Consider the following 18,807-nt stretch of genomic DNA (forward strand, 5'->3'; position numbering starts at 1 on the left):
CCCAGATATTCCTGATCAACAGGTACGAGGTAGCTTCATGGATTATCACAGCCCCGCCAGCTTTGCCGAAGCTTCGGCTCTGGCCGCGAACGCGACGGGCATCACACGTTTTCTGGCGGGCGGTACGGATGTACTGGTGCAACTGCGCTCGGAACTGGTTACGCCCGACACGCTGATCGACATCAAGAAGATCGACGGCGTGCGTGACATCACCCGCAACGACGACGGCAGCTGGACGATCGGCGTGGCCGTCACGGGCGCCGAGATGAGCGAGCACCCCGACCTTGGCCGCGACTGGCCCGGTGTCGTCGAGGCGATGGACCTGATCGGTTCAACTCAGGTTCAGGGCCGCGCGACGCTGGCGGGCAACCTGTGCAATGGCTCTCCTGCGGCTGATTCCGTGCCCGCCATGGTGGCGGCTGGCGTGACCGTCACCGTAACCGGCCCCGATGGCACGCGTGACGTTGCGGTTGAGGACATCCCGACCGGGCCCGGCAAGACCTCGCTGGCGAAAGGCGAACTGATCTCGGCCATCAACATTCCGGCCCGAGGCAAGAATGGGGGCGACGCCTATCTGCGGTTCATCCCCCGTACCGAAATGGACATTGCGGTCGTGGGCGTTGGCGTGAACCTCCGTCTGGATGGTGACGTCATCACCGAGGCGCGCGTGTCGCTGGGTGCCGTGGCACCGACCGTTCTGTTGGTTGAAGACTGTGCCAACGCGATTATCGGCAGCACTTTGGAAGATGCCGCCCTTGACGCATTGGCCGCGGCCGCGTCGGCCGCCTGCAATCCGATCGACGACAAACGAGGCACGATCGCATTCCGCACCGAAGTCGCCGGCGTTCTGGCCAAGCGTGCCGCGAAGATCGCCTATGCCCGCGCGAAGGGAGAAAACGCATGAGCAAGCTCCACGTATCCACCACCGTAAACGGGGACGCAGTTGAATACCTCTGTGACCCGCGCGAAACCCTGCTGGACTGTCTGCGCGACAAGCTGAACCTGACCGGCTCCAAAGAGGGCTGCGGCACCGGTGATTGCGGCGCGTGTTCGGTCACCGTCGATGGCCGCCTTGTGTGCTCGTGCCTGATGCTGGGTGTCGAGGCCGAAGGAAAGCAGATCGAGACCGTCGAAGGGATTGCGGATGGTGACGTCCTGCACCCGTTGCAGAAGAAGATGATCGAATACGCCGCGCTTCAATGCGGCATCTGTACCCCGGGCATTCTGGTGGCGGCGAAGTCCCTGTTGGAGAAGAACCCCAATCCGACCGAGGAAGAAACGCGTTATTGGCTGGCGGGCAACCTGTGCCGCTGCACCGGCTATGACAAGATCATTCGCGCCGTGATGGACACGGCGGCTGAGATGCGGGAGGCGTCATAATGGCTCTGGACGATCGCAAAACTGATTTCACTTTCGTTGGCACCCGCCCCGATCGCCCTGACGGACTGGACAAGGTGACAGGCCGGGCCAAGTTCGGTGCGGATATCTCGGCCCCCGGCATGTTGCATGGCGCGATTCTGCGCTCACCCCACGCCCATGCCCGGATCGTCAGGATTGATACCTCGAAAGCCGAGGCATCGAAGGACGTCAAAGCCGTCGTGACCCGTGCCGATTTCGCCGATGTCCCGTTCAAGCCCGGGCTTGAAGGCGAATTCTGGAACGTGCTGGAAAACGTCATGGCGGGGGAAAAGGCGCTCTATGACGGGCACGCGGTTGCTGCGGTCGCGGCCACATCTGCCTTGGCGGCACGGGATGCGCTGAAACTCATCGAAGTCGAATACGAGGTGCTGCCGCACGTCACCGATGTGGACAAAGCGATGGCCCCGGACGCGCCGGTGATCCGGGAAGGTGCTGCGGATTATTCGGTGCCGGAAGGGATGCACCCGAACGTCGTGCGTTATCACGAAAGCGGGCACGGCGATGTCGAGGCTGGGTTTGCCGAGGCCGATCTGGTCATCGAAGACAGCTTTGTGACCGAGGCGACCCATCAGGGCTATATCGAACCGCACGCCTGTCTGGGCATGCTGGGCAATGACGGCAAGGGTGAGCTGTGGTGCACAACTCAGGGCCACTGGATCGCGCAGAAAACCTGTGCGGCGTTGCTGGGGATCGAAACCTCGCAACTGCGCGTGACTGCGTCTGAAATTGGCGGTGGTTTCGGCGGTAAGACCACGGTGTTCATCGAACCCGTTGCTCTGGCGCTAAGCCGCAAGGCAAACCGACCGGTCAAGATCGTGATGACCAGGTCCGAGGTTTTCCGGGCCACCGGGCCGACCTCTTCGGCGTCGATGGACGTGAAGATCGGCATGAAGAAAGACGGCACGATCACGGCGGCGCAGGGTGTCTTCCGCCTGCAAGGCGGGGCCTTCCCCGGCGCCCCGGGCGACATGACGGCCATGTGCGCCTTTGCGCCCTACAACCTGACCAACGTCAAGCAGATCGGTTACGACGTGATGTCGAACCGTCCGAAACAGGCCGCCTACCGCGCGCCGGGTGCACCCATGGGCGCCTTCGCCGTAGAATCCGTCATTGATGAGCTCTGCAACAAGCTGGGCCTCGATCCTATTGATGTGCGTCTGAAAAATGCCGCGCATGAAGGCACGAAGGCCAGCTATGGCCCGACCTACGAACGCATCGGTCTGGTCGAAACCCTTGAGGCTGCCAAAGCGCATCCCCATTACTCGGCACCGCTGAAGCCGGGGCAGGGGCGCGGGGTTTCCTGCGGTTTCTGGTTCAACCACGGGGGCGAGACCAGCGTTTCGCTGGCACTGTCCGAGGATGGTTCGGCGCAGTTGATGGTCGGAACACCCGACATCGGCGGGTCGCGCGCATCCATGGCTCTGATGGCGGCCGAGGTTCTGGGCATTCCGTATGAAAACATCCGCGTGACCATCGCCGACACGGCGACGCTGGGTTACAACGACGTGAGCCATGGTTCGCGCGTGACCTACGCGTCGGGCCTCGCGACGATCAAGGCCGCAAGACACGCGGTCGAGAAACTGTGCGAACGTGCGGCGGCCAAGTGGGGCATCCCGGTCGATGCGGTGAAATGGGAAGACGGCTGCGCGGTACCCTCGGGGCCCAATGCAGGGGATTTCGACCCGCTGCCTCTGGCCGATATCACGGCGGATATGGGATCGACCGGAGGCCCGATTTCGGGCCATTTCGAAGCCACCCCCGAAGGCGCGGGCGTATCCTTTGGCACCCACATCGTCGATGCCGAGGTCGATCCGGAAACCGGCAAGACATCGATCACCCGCTACACGGTCATTCAGGATGCCGGCAAGGCGATCCACCCGACCTATGTGGAAGGGCAGTATCAGGGTGGCGCCGCGCAGGGCATCGGCTGGGCACTGAACGAGGAATACATCTATGGCGAAGATGGCCGGTTGCAGAACTCGATCTTTCTTGACTACCGGATTCCCGTTGCCAGTGACCTGCCGATGATTGACACGGTGATCGTCGAAGTGCCCAACCCGGGCCACCCGTTCGGGGTGCGCGGCGTGGGCGAGACGGGCATCGTGCCGCCCCTGGCCGCCATCGCCAATGCGGTGTCCAATGCGGCGGGTGTTCGGATGAAGCAACTGCCGATGTCTCCGCCGCGCATTCTGGCGGCCCTGAAGGAAAATGGTTGAGGTCCACCTCTGGTCCGGCCTCCGGTCACTGACCGGGGGCCAGCAAGTGGTTGAGGTCGAGGCCAAAACCACCGGAGAGCTTTTGCGGGCTCTGGTCCGGGCCCACCCGCAGTTGCAGGCCCCCATTGACGCGGGGGTCTCCATCGCGATCGACGGGCGTGTCATTGCCACAGGGCTTACCGAGCCGATTCCCGAAGGCAGCGAAGTCTATCTGATGCAACGTCTCAGGGGCGGTTAGGCGTCAGGTGACCAGGGCTCGCGCCCGACCATCCGGTCAGCTTCTGCCGTGATGTCGTTCATGTGCTGCTCCAGGCTCAGGCGCAGGGTCTCGATTTCCTCTTCGCTGGCCTTGCGGGGCACCGTTTCAGTCCATTCCCGGCACAGAAACACGCCTTCATTTCGCCAGGGGCGGGGCATCAGAAGGTGATCCCAGGTTCCCGCTTCGCGACCATGTTTCGTGGAGAAGGTGATACCGAATACGCGCTTGCCCGAGGTGCGCGCCCATACCAGCGGAACCGTCGACAGAACCCGTTCCGGCCCGCGCGGTCCGTCTGCCGCGATCCCAATAGAGATACCCTGCTTCATCTTGCCCAGAACTTGACGTGACAAGGCGACGTGGCGTGTCTTGCTGGCCATGGCGATCGTGTCCATGCCAAACAGCTTTTGTACCCGGCCCACCATGCTGCCCGCCCGGGCAGAGGAGGTGATCGAACAGATGCGCCCCTTGTCCAGCGGGAAGAAATAGGGCGACTGCGCCAGCCGTTGATGCCACAGCACAACGATGACCGGCTCACCTTGTTCGGCCAGCTGATCCAGTTCTTCGTATCCGATGCGCTGCCAGCGTGTGTTTCGGTTGACCAATCGAATGTAAGTGGCAATCCGGCGGGCCACCCAGTTCAGCACGGCTTCGCTGTCTGCGATCTTCTTGCGGAGGTTCACACGGGGTTCCTTTTGCTGACCGGACCTTGTCTTAGCGCACTGCACATTTTGCGCAACTTGTTTGTCGGCTCAGATAGTGGTGTGGAATTCGAAAAAGCCTCTTGAGTCCGCCGCGCGGCTGTCATATCTGGGGCTCACCACAGGGGTATAGCTCAGTTGGTAGAGCGACGGTCTCCAAAACCGTAGGTCGCGGGTTCGAACCCTGCTGCCCCTGCCATCCGCATCAAAACACCAATCGGCAATCGTGCCTGGCGCGTTTCCAGCGCGTGCGTCTTTCGACTATGGCCGGGGCGAACCGGCAATCAGGACGCGTGCAGGTATTGTGAGCCGCAGTGCAACCAAACCCTATACGCCATCAAAAAATTCCGGCCCAGAGTGTGAACAGCGTCACTGACTGACATCGGGAAGTCTGGTTATCTGAGGATGTCAAAGAGTTGGCGTTCAGGTTCTGCACAGAACGCAGGTTTTCAGTTTCTCCCTTGTGACTGGGGCGCGCTTGTGGTCGAGCGCGCCCTTTCCGTTTCTGGTCAGCAACGCATACTGACGATATCAGAACGTGTAGAGATTCTGCCCAAAGCCGGTAATTGAGCAGAACCCGCAAAATCGGGCTTTGCACCAGAGAAAGGCGTGTGGCGGCCGGTCAGTCAGGCCAGCAGCGCCAGATCCCCGATATTTGTCTTGTGCCGGGTCGGCATCGTTTTTTCCGAATGGCCGTCGATCGTCAGGGCGAGGTCCTCATAAAACCCGCCGCTGTCGAACCACCAGCGATGCGACTTCATCATCTTGCGCTGTCCTTTGGGGACGTCTCGTTGATATTGGTGGTCACAGAAAATATCCCAATGACCTTTCGAGGTCAGCTTCGGCATCCCGACACGACCGGCGCGACGCCGACCGCCGTGAACAATCCCGCCGGCCAGGGCCAGCACCTTGTCTTTCCGGCTGTAGTAATTGGTGAATCGCTTGCACCGTTTTTTCAGGACCAGATCGCCCCATGCGCCCTTTTCCAGCCATTCTGAATCGATGTCCGCTGACGCGAACATGACCTGATCCGCCGACCATATCTTGTTGCCGGGCCCGGCCGAATCCCCGAAGTCAGAGAATGCGCGCAGTACCACCAACGCTCCCATGGAATGAGCGATCAGATGCACCTTGGGGCGCGGCGACATTCCCAACAGCGGCAAGATTCCGTCCCCCACTAGATGCGGTGCCACCGCCTTGGCATCGGAGCGGTCCGAGTCATAGGTGTGCACCGATCCGTCGCTGGGCCAGTCAAAGGCAACGACCGCGCCCTGATACCCGTTGCCCCTGAGATTGGTTTCTATTTTTCCCAGCCGGTCCAGCATGTCCTTCTGGCTGGTGTTGAACCCGTGAACATAGATCAGGACGGCCGAATCCCCGCCTTCCTGTCGCACGAGATCCAGCCATTTGGCTCTTTTGACAATACTTCCCTTACGAATTTTTCCACCGGGGCTTTGCTGGGTGATGTGAACATATCTGGTCTTTGCCGCCGGCTTTAACGTGAACTTTTTCTTCGGGGCGTTATAGGTGCGGCGTGAAAAAAACAGTGCCATTATTCAAACTCCATTCTAATCAATTCGTAAAATGTGCCATGAGCCGCTGTTTTCACAAAGCGTAATCTCCCGGCCCTTCTGATGCCAAAACGGGGATGTGCGATGAAGCCGGTATGCGCCAAGGTTGCATACAGGGGCATCCTGACGTCCAATGCCTGTTTCCTCTGCCGGTTTAATGCCCTAGTGTCCGCTGCAAACGAACACACGCACGAGGCCCCATGTCGCGTTTTGATGGATATTTCCTGCGGCAATTGCTGATTCTGTTTGGCTTTTTCACCCTGGTGCTTGTCGGTGTGTTCTGGATCACCCGGTCTGTCAGCCTGTTTGACAGGGTCATTAGCGGCGGGCAGTCGGCAATGGTCTTTCTGGAATTCACCGCGCTGACTTTGCCGACCCTGATCCGCACGGTCATGCCCATGGCCGTGTTTGCCGCCGCCGTCTATGCCACAAATCGCCTGAGCCGCGAAAGTGAACTGACGGTTATGCTGGCCACCGGATCCAGCCCTTGGCGGCTTGCCCGGGCTGTGCTGCTGTTCGGTGTGATTGCCGGGGTGATGATGGCGATCATCAGCGTGTTCCTGCGCCCGGCCTCGGTGGAACAGCTGGAAATCCGGCAAGCCGAAGTGGCCGGAGATGTGACGGCTCAACTGCTGAACGAAGGCGAGTTTCTGCACCCCGCCGAAGGTGTCACGGTTTACATAGGCAGCATTGATCTGGACGGCACACTCCACGAAGTTTTCGTGTCTGACCGCCGCGATCCTGAAAACGCGGTCAGCTATTCAAGCGTAACCGCCTATCTGGTCAATAATGATGCGGGCATCCACCTTGTGATGGTTGATGGGGTTGCATTGCGCCTGAACAAGGAAGGCAAGGTGTTGTCATCGACCCTGTTCCAGGACGCGTCCTACGACATCTCGGAGCTGACGAATACAAATCCGATGGCCCGGCGCAGCCTCGAAGCTATTCCAACGGCGGACCTGATCCGCAACCGGGATGAGGTTTCAGCCACGGAAGGGTTCAGCCAAGGCAAGCTGATCGAAGAGCTGCACCAGCGGTTCTCGTGGATCGCGATTTGCATCGCCGTGGCGCTGGCCGGGTATTCAACCCTGATGCTGGGCAGCTTTTCCCGGTTTGGATTGTGGCCGCAGATATTGGGTGCCTTCACCATTCTTGTGCTGCTTGAAGGTGTGCGCGGGTTTGTTTCCCCGGTGGTGATCGATGACCCGGAGCTTTGGTTTCTGCTGTACCTTCCCGCAATCATAGGGGTGCTGATCTCGGGCCTCTTCCTGCTTGTTGCTGGTCGGCCGCTGATGCGAAAACGGCAGCGCGCGTCCCAGATCATGCCGACGCCGGCCTGAGTTCTAGCCGCGAAGATCCACCAAACAGCTGTGAATGTCGTCAAATTCCTCGCGATCACCGCGGGTGACCAGATACATGGGCAGCGGCAAGCTGATACTGTCCTCGACCCGCTCCAGAGCACCCGAGGCCAGATGTTCGGAAATGACGTAATCGGGGAAATAGCCGTTTCCGCCTCGGTGCAGAACATATCGCAGCGCCATCATGCAATTGCCAAGAAACACTGTCTGACCCGACGCCCGTCGCGCAGCCGATCTGACATGGTCCTGATAGACCTCGCCCAGTTCAAGGTTGACGAAGATCATGTCATCGTCCGTGCCGTCAGTCTTTGGCGTCCGGACCAGGGACAAAAGCTCGGGTTCAAGCGCGTACCACGTGACACGCCGGTCCGCCGGCTTTTCATGTGTGATTGCCGCGTCCAGCACATGGGTTGCCACCGCTTCGACCATGTTCAGGTCGTGGTCATAGTTCAGCGTCAACAGCAACTTGCCAAAGCGCTGTTCAAACCGAACCGCCAGGTCCACCAGCAACGGATCCCAGATGCTGAGTTGGCCGCCCAACCGCAGCGCCGGGCGGTTCTGTGCCTGTACCGGCAGGTCGCGCGATGCAAAGCCCCAAAGGGACAACATCTGTTCCGCATAGGGTTTGAACTGCTGGCCGAACTCGGTCAGCGCCGTTCCGCCGGCACCGCGCGTGAACAGCGCCCTGCCGGTTTCCTCCTCGATCAGGCGAATACGCGCGCTGACAGCGGTCTGCGTCACATTCAACTTGCGGGCGGCGGCATGAAAGCCACCGGCTTCGGCCACGCAGAGAAAGGTTTCCAGAGCTTTGAATTGCATGTCGAAAGTATTTTTTGATCATTGTGATAAAATCAATTCATTTTTTTGGAGCTTGGTTTCGAACTACGCTTCCGTTCAGGACATATGCCAAAGGATCAGCCATGCTGGACAAAAGCCACAAACCCACCTGGACCAGTTTCGAAACAGCCACCAAGGCCGACTGGGACGCCGTGATGGAGTATGAAGAGGCGTATAATGCGGCCCTGCCAGATCGCATCCTCGATGCCATCCGCTCGTTGGACGAAGAATGGACGCCCTATCCGGTGAACCGCTACCAGCACAGCCTGCAAGCCGCGACACGTGCTTACGAGGACGGTGCGGATGAAGAACTGGTGGTGGCGGCGCTGATCCACGATACCGGCGATATCCTGTCCCCCTACAATCACGGAGAGCTGTCAGCGGCGATGATGAAGCCTTACGTCAGCGAAAAGACGTATTGGATTCTCAAGCATCATTGCGTGTTTCAGGGATATTACTACAACCACCATCTGGGCGGCGACCGCAACGCGCGCGACAAATATCGCGACAGTCCTTATTGGGAAGATTGTCGCTATTTCTGCCATGAATACGATCAGAAGGCATTCGACCCGAATTATCCGACCAAGCCGCTGGAGTTCTTCGAACCCATGTTGCGCCGCGTCCTGAACAGGGGCGAAGGCCATATGGAGCTGAACGAAACCGCCGATGACGGCAAAACCGGCTAGGAACCGGATCAGGCGGGCCAGCCCGGCCCGCCTGCCTGTTTAGCAGCTCGCCATCAGGCGATAGACGATCTGCGCCGCGGTGAAATCCCAGGCGGCATTGCCGTCGGGGGCCAGTTCGACCACGTCGAAGCCGACGCAGCGGCGGCCCTTCAGGGCGTGTTCGACGAGGCGAAGCGCCTGATAGTATCCCAGCCCGCCCGGAACGGGCGTGCCGGTCGCGGGCATCTGCGCCGGGTCCAGCCCATCAACGTCAAAGCTGACATAGACCAGTTCGGGGAAATCCTCGGGCAGGTCGACGGCATGGATGTTGCCGGTGACCAACTCTTCGGCATCCACGTGGAAGACGCGGTTCCTCAGGCGGCTTTTTGCTTCCTCGGTGGAAAAGGCGCGCACGCCGAACTGGGCCAGTGGGATACCTTCCTCGGCCAGCAGATGCATCACCGAGGCGTGCGAGTGTTTTTCGCCCTGATAGGCGTTGCGCAGATCGGCATGGGCGTCGATCTGCACGATGCCGAGGGGCTGGCCTAGCGCGCGAGTCACACCCATGACCGCGCCATAGCTGAGCGAGTGTTCACCACCCAGCGTGACCGGCACCTTGCCGGCGCGGATGGCGGCCTCGGTGCGCTGGGCGAGGCGCTCCATAACGTCCGGCAGCGGGCCGTCGCAATCCAGCGGGGGCTCGGTAAAGATGCCTTCGACGCAGGGTTCGGCGTGGCCGGTGATGCGTTCGAGTTCGTTGCTGGCCTCGATGATCGCTTCGGGGCCTTTGGCGGTGCCGGACCCGTAGGATACGGTGCGTTCCAGCGGCACCGGGATCACGCGGAATCGCGCGTCTTCGCTGCGTTCGGTCTCGGTCAGTTCGCTGTCGAGGAAAATGCTCATGAAAGCCTCTCTTTGAAGTCGTCGTAGCCGAATTGCCTGATGATTTTCAGGTCGTCTGTTTCGCTGTTCCACAGGGCGATGGTGGGCAGGGGCACGCCGTTGAACGTGTTGGTCTTGACCATCGAGTAATGCGCCTGATCGAGGAAGGCAAAGCGCTGCCCGATTTTTAGCGGCTCGGCCCAAGTGTAGTCGCCGATCACGTCGCCCGCCAGGCACGAGGGGCCGCCCAGGCGATAGGTGTGGCCGGTTTCGGCCTCGTCCATCAGGGCGGGGCGATAGGGGGCCTCGATCACGTCGGGCATGTGGCAGGTGGCCGAGATATCGGTGATCGCCAGATCCATGCCGTTGTGCGGCAGGTCGAGGATTTCGCCTACCAGGATGCCCGCATCCAGCGCCACCGCCTCGCCGGGTTCCAGATAGACCTCGCCGCCGTATTGGGCGCGAATGGCCTTGATGAAGTCCACCAGCCCGTCGCGGTCATAGTCGCTGCGGGTGATGTGGTGGCCGCCGCCGAAATTGAGCCATTTCAGGCCGTTCAGGAAGGGGGCGAGTTTCGGTTCGACAGCGGCCCAGGTGCGCGCCAGAGGCTCGAACCCCTGTTCGCAGAGCGTGTGCATGTGGAGGCCATCCACGCCCTCCAGCACCTTGGCGTCCAGCTGGCTGACCGGGGTGCCGAGGCGTGAACACGGTGCGCAGGGGTCGTATTTCGCGACCTCGCCTTCTGAATGCTCGGGGTTGATGCGCAGCCCGACCTGCCGCCCCGCGGCTTGTGCCTTGGCAAGAAAGCGGTCTTTCTGCCCGGGGCTGTTGAAGATGATGTGATCCGACAGCGCAAGGATTTCGTCGATGTCGGCGTCCTTGTAGCCCGCGCAGTAGGTCGCGACCTCGCCGCCATATTCCTCGCGGCCCAGCCGGGCCTCGTAGATGCCGCTTGCGCAAGTGCCGCCGAGATACTGTCGCACTAGAGGGGCCAGAGCGAACATCGAGAAGGCCTTGAGCGCCGACAGGACATGCGCGCCAGAGCGCTCACCGATATCGGCCAGAACCGCCAGATTTCGCTCCACCGCCTTTTCGTCGACGACGAAGCAGGGTGACGGCACGCGTGTCAGGTCGAAGTGGCGGAAGGCGCCGGCGTCTCCGGCCTGTGTGGTCATCATGTCGGACATTTCGGGCGTCTCCGATTGTGAAAAGCCCCGGGGGGGCCTGCCCCCCGGACCCCCCGGGATATTTTCAGCCAGATGAAGCAGGGCGGTCGCGCGGACCGCCCCGAGGGATCAGAAGTCGACGGGCCCGTCGAGTTCGTGGACCTGCCAGGGAAGGCCGTGGGTGTTCAGCATGTCCATGAAATCGTCCGGGTCGAGCTGTTCCATGTTCCACACGCCCGGTTCGCGCCAGTTGCCTTTCAGCACCTGTGCCGCGCCGATCATGGCGGGGACTCCGGTGGTGTAGCTGACGGCCTGGCTGCCGACCTCGGCATAGCATTCCTCGTGGTCGCAGATGTTGTAGATGTAGTAGGTCTTCTCGCCCGAGCCGTCCTTGGCCTGACCCGTGGCGATGTCGCCGATGCAGGCCTTGCCCTTGGTCTCCGCCCCCAGATCGCCGGGATCGGGCAGCAGGGTTTTCAGGAACTGGATCGGGATGATTTCCTTGCCGTCATGCATCACCGGGTCGATGCGGGTCATGCCGACGTTTTCCAGCACTTTGGCATGGGTGATGTAGGCATCGCCGAATGTCATCCAGAAGCGGGCGCGCTCGATCTCGGGGAAATGGGTGCTGAGCGATTCCAGTTCCTCGTGATACATCAGGTACATGTTCTTGGGGCCGATGGCGGGGAAGTCGAACTCGACCTTGTGGGTCATGGCGGGAGAGTGCTTCCATTCGCCGTTCTCCCAGTGGCGCACTTCGGCCAGGACTTCGCGCAGGTTGATTTCCGGGTTGAAATTGGTGGCGAATTCCTGATCGTTCTGGCCGCCATTGGCGTCCAGAACGTCGATCTGGCGGATCGTGTCCAGCTTGTGTTTCTTGAGCCACTTGGCAAAGACGGATGTAACACCCGGATCGAAGCCCGAGCCGAGGATCGCGGTCAGGCCGGCCTGTTTGAACCTGTCCTGATAGGCCCATTGCCAGTGATATTCGAACTTGGCCTCGTCCTCGGGCTCGTAGTTTGCAGTGTCGAGATAGTGGCACCCGGCCTCGAGGCAGGCGTCCATCAGCACCAGGTCCTGATAGGGCAGGGCCAGGTTCACCAGGATTTCCGCGCCTGTTTCCTTGATCAGCTTGACCGTGTCTTCGACCTTGTAGGCGTCAAGCTCGGCGGTGGCGATGTCAACGCCCACGCGCTCTTTCACCGATTTGGCGATGGCGTCGCATTTCGACTTGGTCCGGCTGGCTAGTGTGATTTCGGTGAAGATGTCCGAATTCATCGCCATCTTGTGCACGGCGGCGTGGGATACGCCGCCCGCGCCGACAACCAGTGTTTTGCCACTAAGTGAACCCATGGGGGTAGTCTCCTCTCACAGGGGGTTATTCGTAATAGGTGTAGCCGTTGATCGAGTCGCGATAGGCGCTCATCAGGGTTTTGCGGTCCTTGGCTTTCAGAGTACCGGTCGAGATCGCCTCGTCCACCATTTTGCGGAAGGCGGCGACGCAGTCGGTGGGGTCGAATTCGACATAGGACAGCACCTGGCTGATCGTGTCGCCCTCTTGTTCGTGCAGCAGGTCGAACCCTCCGTCAGCGCGCAGGTCGATGGTGACGACGTTGGTGTCGCCGAACAGGTTATGCAGATCGCCCAGCGTTTCCTGATAAGCGCCGACGAAAAAGACGCCCATGAAGTATTCATCCTGTTCCGGCAGGGAATGCACCGGCAAGCTGGGCGAGACGCCATCAGCCAGGATGAACCGGTCGATCTTGCCGTCGCTGTCGCAGGTGATGTCGGACAGAACCGCGCGGCGGTCGGGTGTCTGGTTCAGGCCCTGCAAGGGCACGATCGGATGCAGCTGGTCGATCGCCCAGACGTCGGGCAGGGACTGAAACAGCGAAAAATTGCAGTGGTAGATATCGGCCACTTTCTCGAGCTGGTCGTCCACGTCGGTTTCCAGATCGTCACTGGCCGCCAGTGACTTGAGGCGGGCCATCAGCGACAGATAGATCCGTTCGGCGCGGGCCATCTGGCGCAGGTCTACATACCCACGGCGGAACAGGGCGCGCAATTCGTTGCGGTAGAAATTGGCGTCGTTCCAGCATTCCTGAAGACGGTCTTTGCTGAGATAGCCGTGCACCGCGGCAAGGTCCGAAACCATGTGATGATCGTCGGCTTCAACCTCGGGGCCGTTGGGCGCATCGTACAATGTGCTTTCCAACACGTTGAACACCAGCATCGACGATGTCGCCACCACAGCGCGACCGCTTTCGGTGACCAGCGTCGGGTGGTCGATTTCGGCCTCATCCATCGCGTAGGCCACGGTTTCCACCACGTTGGCGCAATATTCCTCGACCGTGTAGTTGATCGAGTTTTCAGCCGCCTTCTTTTCACCGGTGTAATCCACGCCCATGCCACCGCCGAGGTCCAGATGGGTCAGTGGCACGCCTTCGCGGGTCAGTTCGGTGTAATAACGGCATGCCTCGCCCACCGCGCGGCGTACGTCGTTGACGTCCTGTACCTGCGATCCCAGATGCGAGTGCTGCAACTTCAGGCAATGCAGAAGGCCCGCATCGCGCAGCTTGTCCACAGTGGCCACCAGTTGATCGGTGTTCATGCCAAAGGCGGACCGGTCACCCGAGCTTTCTTCCCATTTGCCGCTGATCTGGTTGGTCAGTTTCACCCGCACACCAATCAGCGGTTCGATCCCCAGTTCCTTGTAGACCTCGATCACCGTGTCGGCCTCTTTCGGGCTTTCCAGAACGATCACCGTGTTGAAGCCGATTTTGCGGGAAAGCGTGGCCAGTTGGATAAACTCGGCGTCCTTGACGCCGTTGCAGACGATCAACGCCTCGCTGGCCAGACGATGCGCCAGCGCGATCACCAGTTCGGGTTTGGACCCGGCCTCGAGCCCATAGTTGTATTTCTTGCCGAATTCGACGATCCGGTCGACGACCTGGGCCTGCTGGTTCACCTTGATCGGGAACACACCGCGATAGCTGCCCCTGTAACCGACGCGGGCGATAGCATCCCTGAAGCTTTCGTTCAGATGCGCGATCTCGTGTTCCAGATAGGAAGAGACGCGCAGAACCATCGGGGCCTTGATGCCGCGGTCGTCCAGATCGCTGAGAATACCGGGCAGGCTGATCGCGCCAACCTCGGGAGCCAAGGGATTGCGCAGACCGATTTCGCCCTGCTCCGTCACCTCGATGAGGCCTTTGCCCCATTTCTCAACTCCGTAGATGGAATGCGGTGCGTCGGGCGTCTGTTTCAATCAAGTCGGTCCTTAACGTAGGGGTGCCAGTTTCGCGCCCGCAAATACGGCAGCTGTTTGATTCTTCCAAGCCTAAACTATGTGACGGAAAAATCCGAGTTTCATGCCGGTGGGGTGATCCGGACCAGATGATTGTCCCACTGGCACTTCGCGCGGGTCCGGATCTCGGGGTGCGCAGTGGCCAAGGCGCCGAACACACCGGTTCCGGTGGTGAAAACCAAGCCGTTCGGGCCCGATCCAAGCCCGCAGACATCCTCAAGCTCGAACGCATCGCTGAATGTGCCACTGGCCACGTCGAACCGATGCAGCGCATTGCTGCGTGGACAGGTGATGGCAACGGTTGCGCCATCCGCCGAAAACGCGATGCTGCCCGCATAGCCTTGCAGCGTTCTTTGATCCTGCTCAGGCGCTGACAGAAGGTGCGGGGTTTCCCCTTGACGGTGCAGGCCCAGCAAGGGCGGATGTTCGGCCTTGCTGCCCTGCCACTGCATCGCAAAGCCCACCAGCCCGTCGCGACGGACCGCCAGATGGCGGATCGAGTTCTTGTGAAGCGCGGGCGTCAGCGACACCTGCTCCTGAACCAGGCCCGACAGGGAAAGGTAGGTCAGGTTGGGCTTCATCGTCGGCAGGTTCAGCTTCGTGCGCCCGGTTTCGGGATGGGTTTCGATCCCGCCATTGGCAATCACAAGCGTTTTCCCACCTGGCATCAACCGCATGTCATGCGGCCCGACGCCGCCGGAGGGGAATTCACCCAAGCGCGCAAAGGTTTCGGCGTCCCAGACGCCTATGATACCTTCTCCGGCTTCGAAATCGTTTTCGGTGGCAAAGAAAATCGCGCCATCGGCTGAAAAAGTACCGTGACCATAAAAATGCCGGCCTTCCGGCGCCGTCAGCCGCGCGATCGGTGATCCCGTCACGCAATCAATCACCACGGCAAAGGTGCCCGGACGGCGCGCAAAGGCCACGGCCTGTGGTTTGACCGGATGTGCCGCCGCCGCATGACCGCGCGCGGGCAGGGGCACGGAAAACAGCAGCGTTCCCTGTGCATCCAGCCCGGCCAGTCGATACGAACCATCCGGAAACAGCCCTGCGGCCAGAAACTCCGGCCTTCCCACCGAGGCCCATCCATGGATCGGAGGCAGAGAGGTTGCAGCAAGCCCTGCAAGAAAACGGCGGCGCGATGTCATGGGTCAGTCCCCGTCCAGAGAATTGAAGCCTGCGCTGATGCCCAGGGTCGGGCCAAGTTCAGTCGACGCAATGGCGCGAATATCGTGGATGGACTGTTGCAGGGCCTCGATACGGAACCGGGCCTGCGGATCCGAAACGCCCGCCAGCGCCGGGTCGTCAATGGCCTGGGCATTCTCGATGGCGCGCGCAAAGGCAGCATCCAGATCCGCGGCGATATCGGGATGATCAAAGGCCAACCGCGATGCAAGATCACGAAGGGCCACCAGTGAAAGTTCGACATGGCGCAAGGATCGCTTCGACCGCCACGCTTCGGCGCGGTTCGGGCGCGGGCGGTCGAACGTGCCCAACGGGCGACCAAGCCGAGTGTCGGCCGTGAATTCAAGACCCGTGGACAAAGCCTTGAACAGTTCCTGCATCGCTTCGTCCTGCGTTCGGTAGCGGCCGTTTTCACCGGGCCGGGTCAGGCCGGGGGCATAGCTTTGCCAGTCATCGGCCATCGCCCGCGCGTTGGCATCAATATCCGCCGCGATCGCCTGAATCAGCGCGCAGCGGTAATCTGCATTGCCCTGCTCTGCAAAGGCGGGATCGAACAACATCCGTTCGAGCGCAAAGAACCCGCGCCCGGCTATGGATGTCTCGGCATAGGCTTCCGGGTCTTGCACGGCGTCATCCTCGGTTGCGATATGCTGGGACAGGGCTTTGGTGGTGAACCCTTTCGTGTCGGGCCAGAACGCCATGGCAAACGCACGATCATCAACCTCGGTCGGACCGAACCGCAGGTGACTGGCGGAAATCCAGCTGTCGAAGGCCGCATCATAAGCCGCGCGCAACGCAGGTGAGGTCGGATCGCAATCCACCCGCGAAGCACTGACCAGAGCCCCGGTCGTTTCCGGCAGCTTGTCGAACCTGGGCAAGATATGTGTCTCGGCAACGTCCATCAGGATCGGTGCGCGGTCCTGCGCCTGTGCGGCAAGCGGCATCATCAACGCGGCAACAAAGGTAAGAATACGCATGGGTCAGAGGCTCTCCAGAAAACGGATCAGGGCGTGGCGGTCAGTTTTCGGCATCGACACAACCGCATCGCGCGCGGTCTGGGCTTCGCCGCCGTGCCACAGGATCGCCTCGAGCAGATTGCGTGCCCGCCCGTCATGCAGAAACTGCGTGTGGCCCGAGACGCGTTCGGTTAGACCAATGCCCCACAAAGGCGGCGTCCGCCATTCGCGCCCCGTTGCGCGGGCCTCGGGGCGGTGATCCGCCAGACCTTCGCCCATGTCATGCAGCAGCAGGTCGGTATAGGGCCAGATCAGCTGAAAGCTTTGCTCGGGCCGATCTTCCAGCCGGTGGGTGACATGGGCCGGAGTATGACAGGATGCGCAGCCGATCGTGTGAAACACCTCTTTGCCGCGCAACACCTCGGGGTCGTCGACATCACGGCGGCCGGGCACGCCCAGATTGCGGCTGTAGAAATCCACCAGGTCCATGCCCTGCTGATCGATCTCGAACGCGCGGGTATCGGTGTCGCCATGCGGGGCCTCGACGCAGTTCACCTGCAAGTCCGTGCAGTCCCCCTGAGGTGCAGGGTACAGCGGGCTTGAAATACCGATATCCCCGGCAAAGGCTGCGGCGGATTGCTCCATGACCGTCGGCATGCCTGCCTTGTGCCCGAACCGGCCCATCATCGGGGCGCCGTATTCAACAGACCAGACGACGTTCGGACGGCCCGAGATGCCATCCCCGTCCACGTCATCGGGATCAGCCCGGGCCAGCAGGTCTTCGACCGGGATCGCCTCCAGCAGGCCAAGCCCGATCATCTGCGGTGCGACCCGCGGGCTCAGCATCGCATCCGGGTGCAGCGGGCCATAGCCCAGGTCAGCGGCCCTGTAAGACGGGCGGCGCAGTGACGCGGTCTCGCCGTCAGAAAGTTCAACGAGGACTTCTTCGTAAGAGATATCCAGCCGATATTCCGCCGGATGTCCCGCAAGTGCGAAATCCTGCATCTGCCCGCCATAGTTGGGTTCGGGCCGGGTGGCGATGTAGTCTTCGATCCCACCATACCCGTCTTCCGGCGCACCGGGGATCGAGACCCGGAGGAACATCGAGACCGCGTTGTCATCAGGTCCGTTGGGTGTGTGCCCCCGCCCATCCTTGATGTGGCAACGCTGGCAGGATCGTGCGTTGTACAGCGGCCCCAACCCGTCAGAGGCCAACGTGGATGATGGTGACGAAACCCAGATTTTCTTGAACAACCCGTTGCCGACCTTGAAATCCAGCTCCTGTTCGAAGCTCAGATTGCCCGAGGGTTGCGAGAACGCATCCGCGTCGTTGCGGACCCGGACAGTCGCCGCCCCGGCAGAGAGTTCTTCGAACGGCTGCGACACGCCATAATCCTGCGGGGGCGCAGTCGCGGCGGCAATGCGGGCGTGTTCCTCGTCGGTGCGGGGGGTGAATTTCAGATGCAGGTCCCGCAGCTCGGCTGACAGGGAAGGGGTGGCCGCCAGGGCGACCACCGACAAGGCAAGAAGGCTATTCGCCTTCGTCCATTTTCGATGCGTTGAGTTGCGCATAATTGGCTTCGCCGATCCTTTCATACAGGTCGAGCTGCGTTTCGAGGAAGTCGATATGTCCCTCTTCATCGGACATCAACTGTTCGAACAGCGACATGGAGACAAAGTCGCCGGCCTCCCGACAATATTCGCGCGCTTCCTTGTAAAGTGCCCTGGCGTCGATCTCGGCCGCCAGGTCGCATTCCAGCGTTTCCTTCGGCGTCTGACCGATCCGCAACGGGTCCAGTTTCTGAAGGTTGGGGTGACCTTCCAAAAAGATGATCCGTTCGATCAGCTTGTCCGCGTGGCCCATCTCTTCGATGCTTTCCTCGCGGCTTTTCTTGGCCATATGGCCAAGGCCCCAGTCTTCTTGCAGGCGGTAATGCAGCCAGTATTGACTGACGGCAGTCAGCTCATGCCGCAGAGACTTGTTCAGATATTCGATGACCTTCGGATCGCCCTTCATCAGCCTTCTCCTGTGTTGCTCCGGCACGCAAAGTGCGGAGTTGCATGGGGACTTCCAGATTATCGCTGGCCCGCATTGTGTCTAGGAACAACGGCATGCACCCGCCACAATCCGCCGATTTGCCAAGTGCATGGTAGATTTTGCCGGGGGTGATGATGGTCCGCGGATCCGCCGTGCGCATCCAGTCGATGGCGGCACGGATGTCGTGATCGGATATGTTGGTGCAGTGGCAGACAATCATTGGTCTTGGCTCGTTTCGCCGCCTTTACAG

General features: G+C 60.8%; 18 protein-coding genes and 1 tRNA gene. 7 read left to right on the forward strand and 12 right to left on the reverse strand.

Features of this window, described 5'->3' with window-relative positions; translation table 11 throughout:
- Positions 1-37: 37 nt before the first annotated feature.
- From GS620_RS10130 to GS620_RS10145, 4 genes are read left to right on the forward strand one after another with little or no spacing between them, the layout of a single operon-like run.
- Positions 38-904: a xanthine dehydrogenase family protein subunit M gene (locus GS620_RS10130; RefSeq protein ID WP_171615619.1), complete on the forward strand. Its 867-nt coding sequence runs from the start codon at positions 38-40 to the stop codon at positions 902-904.
- Positions 901-1,380 carry a (2Fe-2S)-binding protein gene (locus tag GS620_RS10135; RefSeq protein ID WP_171615621.1) on the forward strand — a complete coding sequence of 160 codons (480 nt, stop codon included), beginning with the start codon at positions 901-903 and terminating at the stop codon, positions 1,378-1,380. Before GS620_RS10130 ends, GS620_RS10135 begins: the two co-directional genes overlap by 4 nt.
- Complete coding sequence (locus GS620_RS10140; protein ID WP_171206207.1) at positions 1,380-3,635, forward strand: xanthine dehydrogenase family protein molybdopterin-binding subunit; 2,256 nt, start codon at positions 1,380-1,382, stop codon at positions 3,633-3,635. The genes GS620_RS10135 and GS620_RS10140 overlap by 1 nt, the downstream gene beginning before the upstream one ends.
- The gene (locus tag GS620_RS10145) at positions 3,628-3,873 is read left to right on the forward strand and encodes a MoaD/ThiS family protein (RefSeq protein WP_152458904.1); all 246 of its coding nucleotides are present in this window, start codon (positions 3,628-3,630) and stop codon (positions 3,871-3,873) included. Before GS620_RS10140 ends, GS620_RS10145 begins: the two co-directional genes overlap by 8 nt.
- On the opposite strand, the gene GS620_RS10150 is transcribed toward GS620_RS10145, so the two are convergent.
- A complete protein-coding gene (locus GS620_RS10150; protein ID WP_171168817.1) occupies positions 3,870-4,574 on the reverse strand; it encodes a DUF374 domain-containing protein in 705 nt (234 codons plus the stop codon). The genes GS620_RS10145 and GS620_RS10150 overlap by 4 nt on opposite strands.
- 141 nt (positions 4,575-4,715) lie before the next feature.
- On the opposite strand from GS620_RS10150, the gene GS620_RS10155 reads away from it, so the two are divergent.
- Positions 4,716-4,791 (forward strand) — tRNA-Trp (locus GS620_RS10155).
- Between the two features lie 427 nt (positions 4,792-5,218).
- On the opposite strand, the gene GS620_RS10160 is transcribed toward GS620_RS10155, so the two are convergent.
- Positions 5,219-6,145: an alpha/beta fold hydrolase gene (locus tag GS620_RS10160; RefSeq protein WP_171615623.1), complete on the reverse strand. Its 927-nt coding sequence runs from the start codon at positions 6,143-6,145 to the stop codon at positions 5,219-5,221.
- Positions 6,146-6,363: 218 nt separating this feature from the next.
- Between GS620_RS10160 and lptF the strand changes: the two genes are divergently transcribed.
- Positions 6,364-7,503, forward strand: coding sequence for an LPS export ABC transporter permease LptF (gene lptF, locus GS620_RS10165; RefSeq protein WP_171615625.1), 1,140 nt, complete (start codon positions 6,364-6,366; stop codon positions 7,501-7,503).
- Between the two features lie 3 nt (positions 7,504-7,506).
- Here the strand turns inward: lptF and GS620_RS10170 are convergent, their stop codons facing one another.
- A complete protein-coding gene (locus tag GS620_RS10170; RefSeq protein WP_171118584.1) occupies positions 7,507-8,340 on the reverse strand; it encodes a LysR family transcriptional regulator in 834 nt (277 codons plus the stop codon).
- A 101-nt stretch (positions 8,341-8,441) separates the two neighbouring features.
- Between GS620_RS10170 and GS620_RS10175 the strand changes: the two genes are divergently transcribed.
- Entirely contained in the window at positions 8,442-9,044 is a 603-nt protein-coding gene (locus GS620_RS10175) for an HD domain-containing protein (protein ID WP_152458899.1), read from the forward strand.
- A gap of 39 nt (positions 9,045-9,083) precedes the next feature.
- On the opposite strand, the gene speB is transcribed toward GS620_RS10175, so the two are convergent.
- The 9 genes from speB to GS620_RS10220 form a co-directional block, all read right to left on the reverse strand.
- Positions 9,084-9,926, reverse strand: a complete 843-nt coding sequence (gene speB / locus GS620_RS10180) for an agmatinase (protein WP_171232820.1) — start codon at positions 9,924-9,926, stop codon at positions 9,084-9,086.
- On the reverse strand, positions 9,923-11,092 hold the full coding sequence (gene nspC, locus GS620_RS10185; protein WP_171615627.1) for a carboxynorspermidine decarboxylase: 1,170 nt from the start codon (positions 11,090-11,092) through the stop codon (positions 9,923-9,925). The genes speB and nspC overlap by 4 nt, the downstream gene beginning before the upstream one ends.
- 108 nt (positions 11,093-11,200) lie before the next feature.
- On the reverse strand, positions 11,201-12,424 hold the full coding sequence (locus GS620_RS10190) for a saccharopine dehydrogenase family protein (RefSeq protein WP_171329378.1): 1,224 nt from the start codon (positions 12,422-12,424) through the stop codon (positions 11,201-11,203).
- Positions 12,425-12,449: 25 nt separating this feature from the next.
- The gene (speA, locus tag GS620_RS10195) at positions 12,450-14,339 is read right to left on the reverse strand and encodes a biosynthetic arginine decarboxylase (RefSeq protein WP_171615629.1); all 1,890 of its coding nucleotides are present in this window, start codon (positions 14,337-14,339) and stop codon (positions 12,450-12,452) included.
- A gap of 101 nt (positions 14,340-14,440) precedes the next feature.
- Positions 14,441-15,526 carry a DUF1513 domain-containing protein gene (locus GS620_RS10200; RefSeq protein ID WP_171363858.1) on the reverse strand — a complete coding sequence of 362 codons (1,086 nt, stop codon included), beginning with the start codon at positions 15,524-15,526 and terminating at the stop codon, positions 14,441-14,443.
- A 3-nt stretch (positions 15,527-15,529) separates the two neighbouring features.
- A complete protein-coding gene (locus GS620_RS10205; RefSeq protein ID WP_171228923.1) occupies positions 15,530-16,540 on the reverse strand; it encodes an imelysin family protein in 1,011 nt (336 codons plus the stop codon).
- Between the two features lie 3 nt (positions 16,541-16,543).
- Positions 16,544-18,091, reverse strand: a complete 1,548-nt coding sequence (locus tag GS620_RS10210) for a di-heme oxidoredictase family protein (protein WP_171615631.1) — start codon at positions 18,089-18,091, stop codon at positions 16,544-16,546.
- Entirely contained in the window at positions 18,051-18,536 is a 486-nt protein-coding gene (gene bfr / locus GS620_RS10215) for a bacterioferritin (RefSeq protein WP_170346155.1), read from the reverse strand. The genes GS620_RS10210 and bfr overlap by 41 nt, the downstream gene beginning before the upstream one ends.
- Positions 18,484-18,777 (reverse strand): bacterioferritin-associated ferredoxin, encoded by a 294-nt coding sequence (locus GS620_RS10220; RefSeq protein WP_171615642.1) that lies wholly within the window; start codon positions 18,775-18,777, stop codon positions 18,484-18,486. The genes bfr and GS620_RS10220 overlap by 53 nt, the downstream gene beginning before the upstream one ends.
- Positions 18,778-18,807: the final 30 nt, after the last annotated feature.

Source organism: Ruegeria sp. HKCCD6428 (genome assembly GCF_013110595.1).
Lineage (GTDB): Bacteria > Pseudomonadota > Alphaproteobacteria > Rhodobacterales > Rhodobacteraceae > Ruegeria.

Bases quoted from the DNA above. Each gene is read 5' to 3' on its own strand.
- lptF (WP_171615625.1), top strand. From the start codon at position 6,364: ATGTCGCGTTTTGATGGATATTTCCTGCGGCAATTGCTGATTCTGTTT.
- GS620_RS10170 (WP_171118584.1), bottom strand. From the start codon at position 8,340: ATGCAATTCAAAGCTCTGGAAACCTTTCTCTGCGTGGCCGAAGCCGGT.
- GS620_RS10130 (WP_171615619.1), top strand. From the start codon at position 38: ATGGATTATCACAGCCCCGCCAGCTTTGCCGAAGCTTCGGCTCTGGCC.
- GS620_RS10175 (WP_152458899.1), top strand. From the start codon at position 8,442: ATGCTGGACAAAAGCCACAAACCCACCTGGACCAGTTTCGAAACAGCC.
- GS620_RS10210 (WP_171615631.1), bottom strand. From the start codon at position 18,091: ATGCGCAACTCAACGCATCGAAAATGGACGAAGGCGAATAGCCTTCTT.
- GS620_RS10160 (WP_171615623.1), bottom strand. From the start codon at position 6,145: ATGGCACTGTTTTTTTCACGCCGCACCTATAACGCCCCGAAGAAAAAG.
- bfr (WP_170346155.1), bottom strand. From the start codon at position 18,536: ATGAAGGGCGATCCGAAGGTCATCGAATATCTGAACAAGTCTCTGCGG.
- GS620_RS10200 (WP_171363858.1), bottom strand. From the start codon at position 15,526: ATGACATCGCGCCGCCGTTTTCTTGCAGGGCTTGCTGCAACCTCTCTG.
- GS620_RS10145 (WP_152458904.1), top strand. From the start codon at position 3,628: ATGGTTGAGGTCCACCTCTGGTCCGGCCTCCGGTCACTGACCGGGGGC.
- GS620_RS10135 (WP_171615621.1), top strand. From the start codon at position 901: ATGAGCAAGCTCCACGTATCCACCACCGTAAACGGGGACGCAGTTGAA.
- speB (WP_171232820.1), bottom strand. From the start codon at position 9,926: ATGAGCATTTTCCTCGACAGCGAACTGACCGAGACCGAACGCAGCGAA.
- GS620_RS10190 (WP_171329378.1), bottom strand. From the start codon at position 12,424: ATGGGTTCACTTAGTGGCAAAACACTGGTTGTCGGCGCGGGCGGCGTA.
- nspC (WP_171615627.1), bottom strand. From the start codon at position 11,092: ATGTCCGACATGATGACCACACAGGCCGGAGACGCCGGCGCCTTCCGC.
- GS620_RS10220 (WP_171615642.1), bottom strand. From the start codon at position 18,777: ATGATTGTCTGCCACTGCACCAACATATCCGATCACGACATCCGTGCC.
- GS620_RS10205 (WP_171228923.1), bottom strand. From the start codon at position 16,540: ATGCGTATTCTTACCTTTGTTGCCGCGTTGATGATGCCGCTTGCCGCA.
- GS620_RS10140 (WP_171206207.1), top strand. From the start codon at position 1,380: ATGGCTCTGGACGATCGCAAAACTGATTTCACTTTCGTTGGCACCCGC.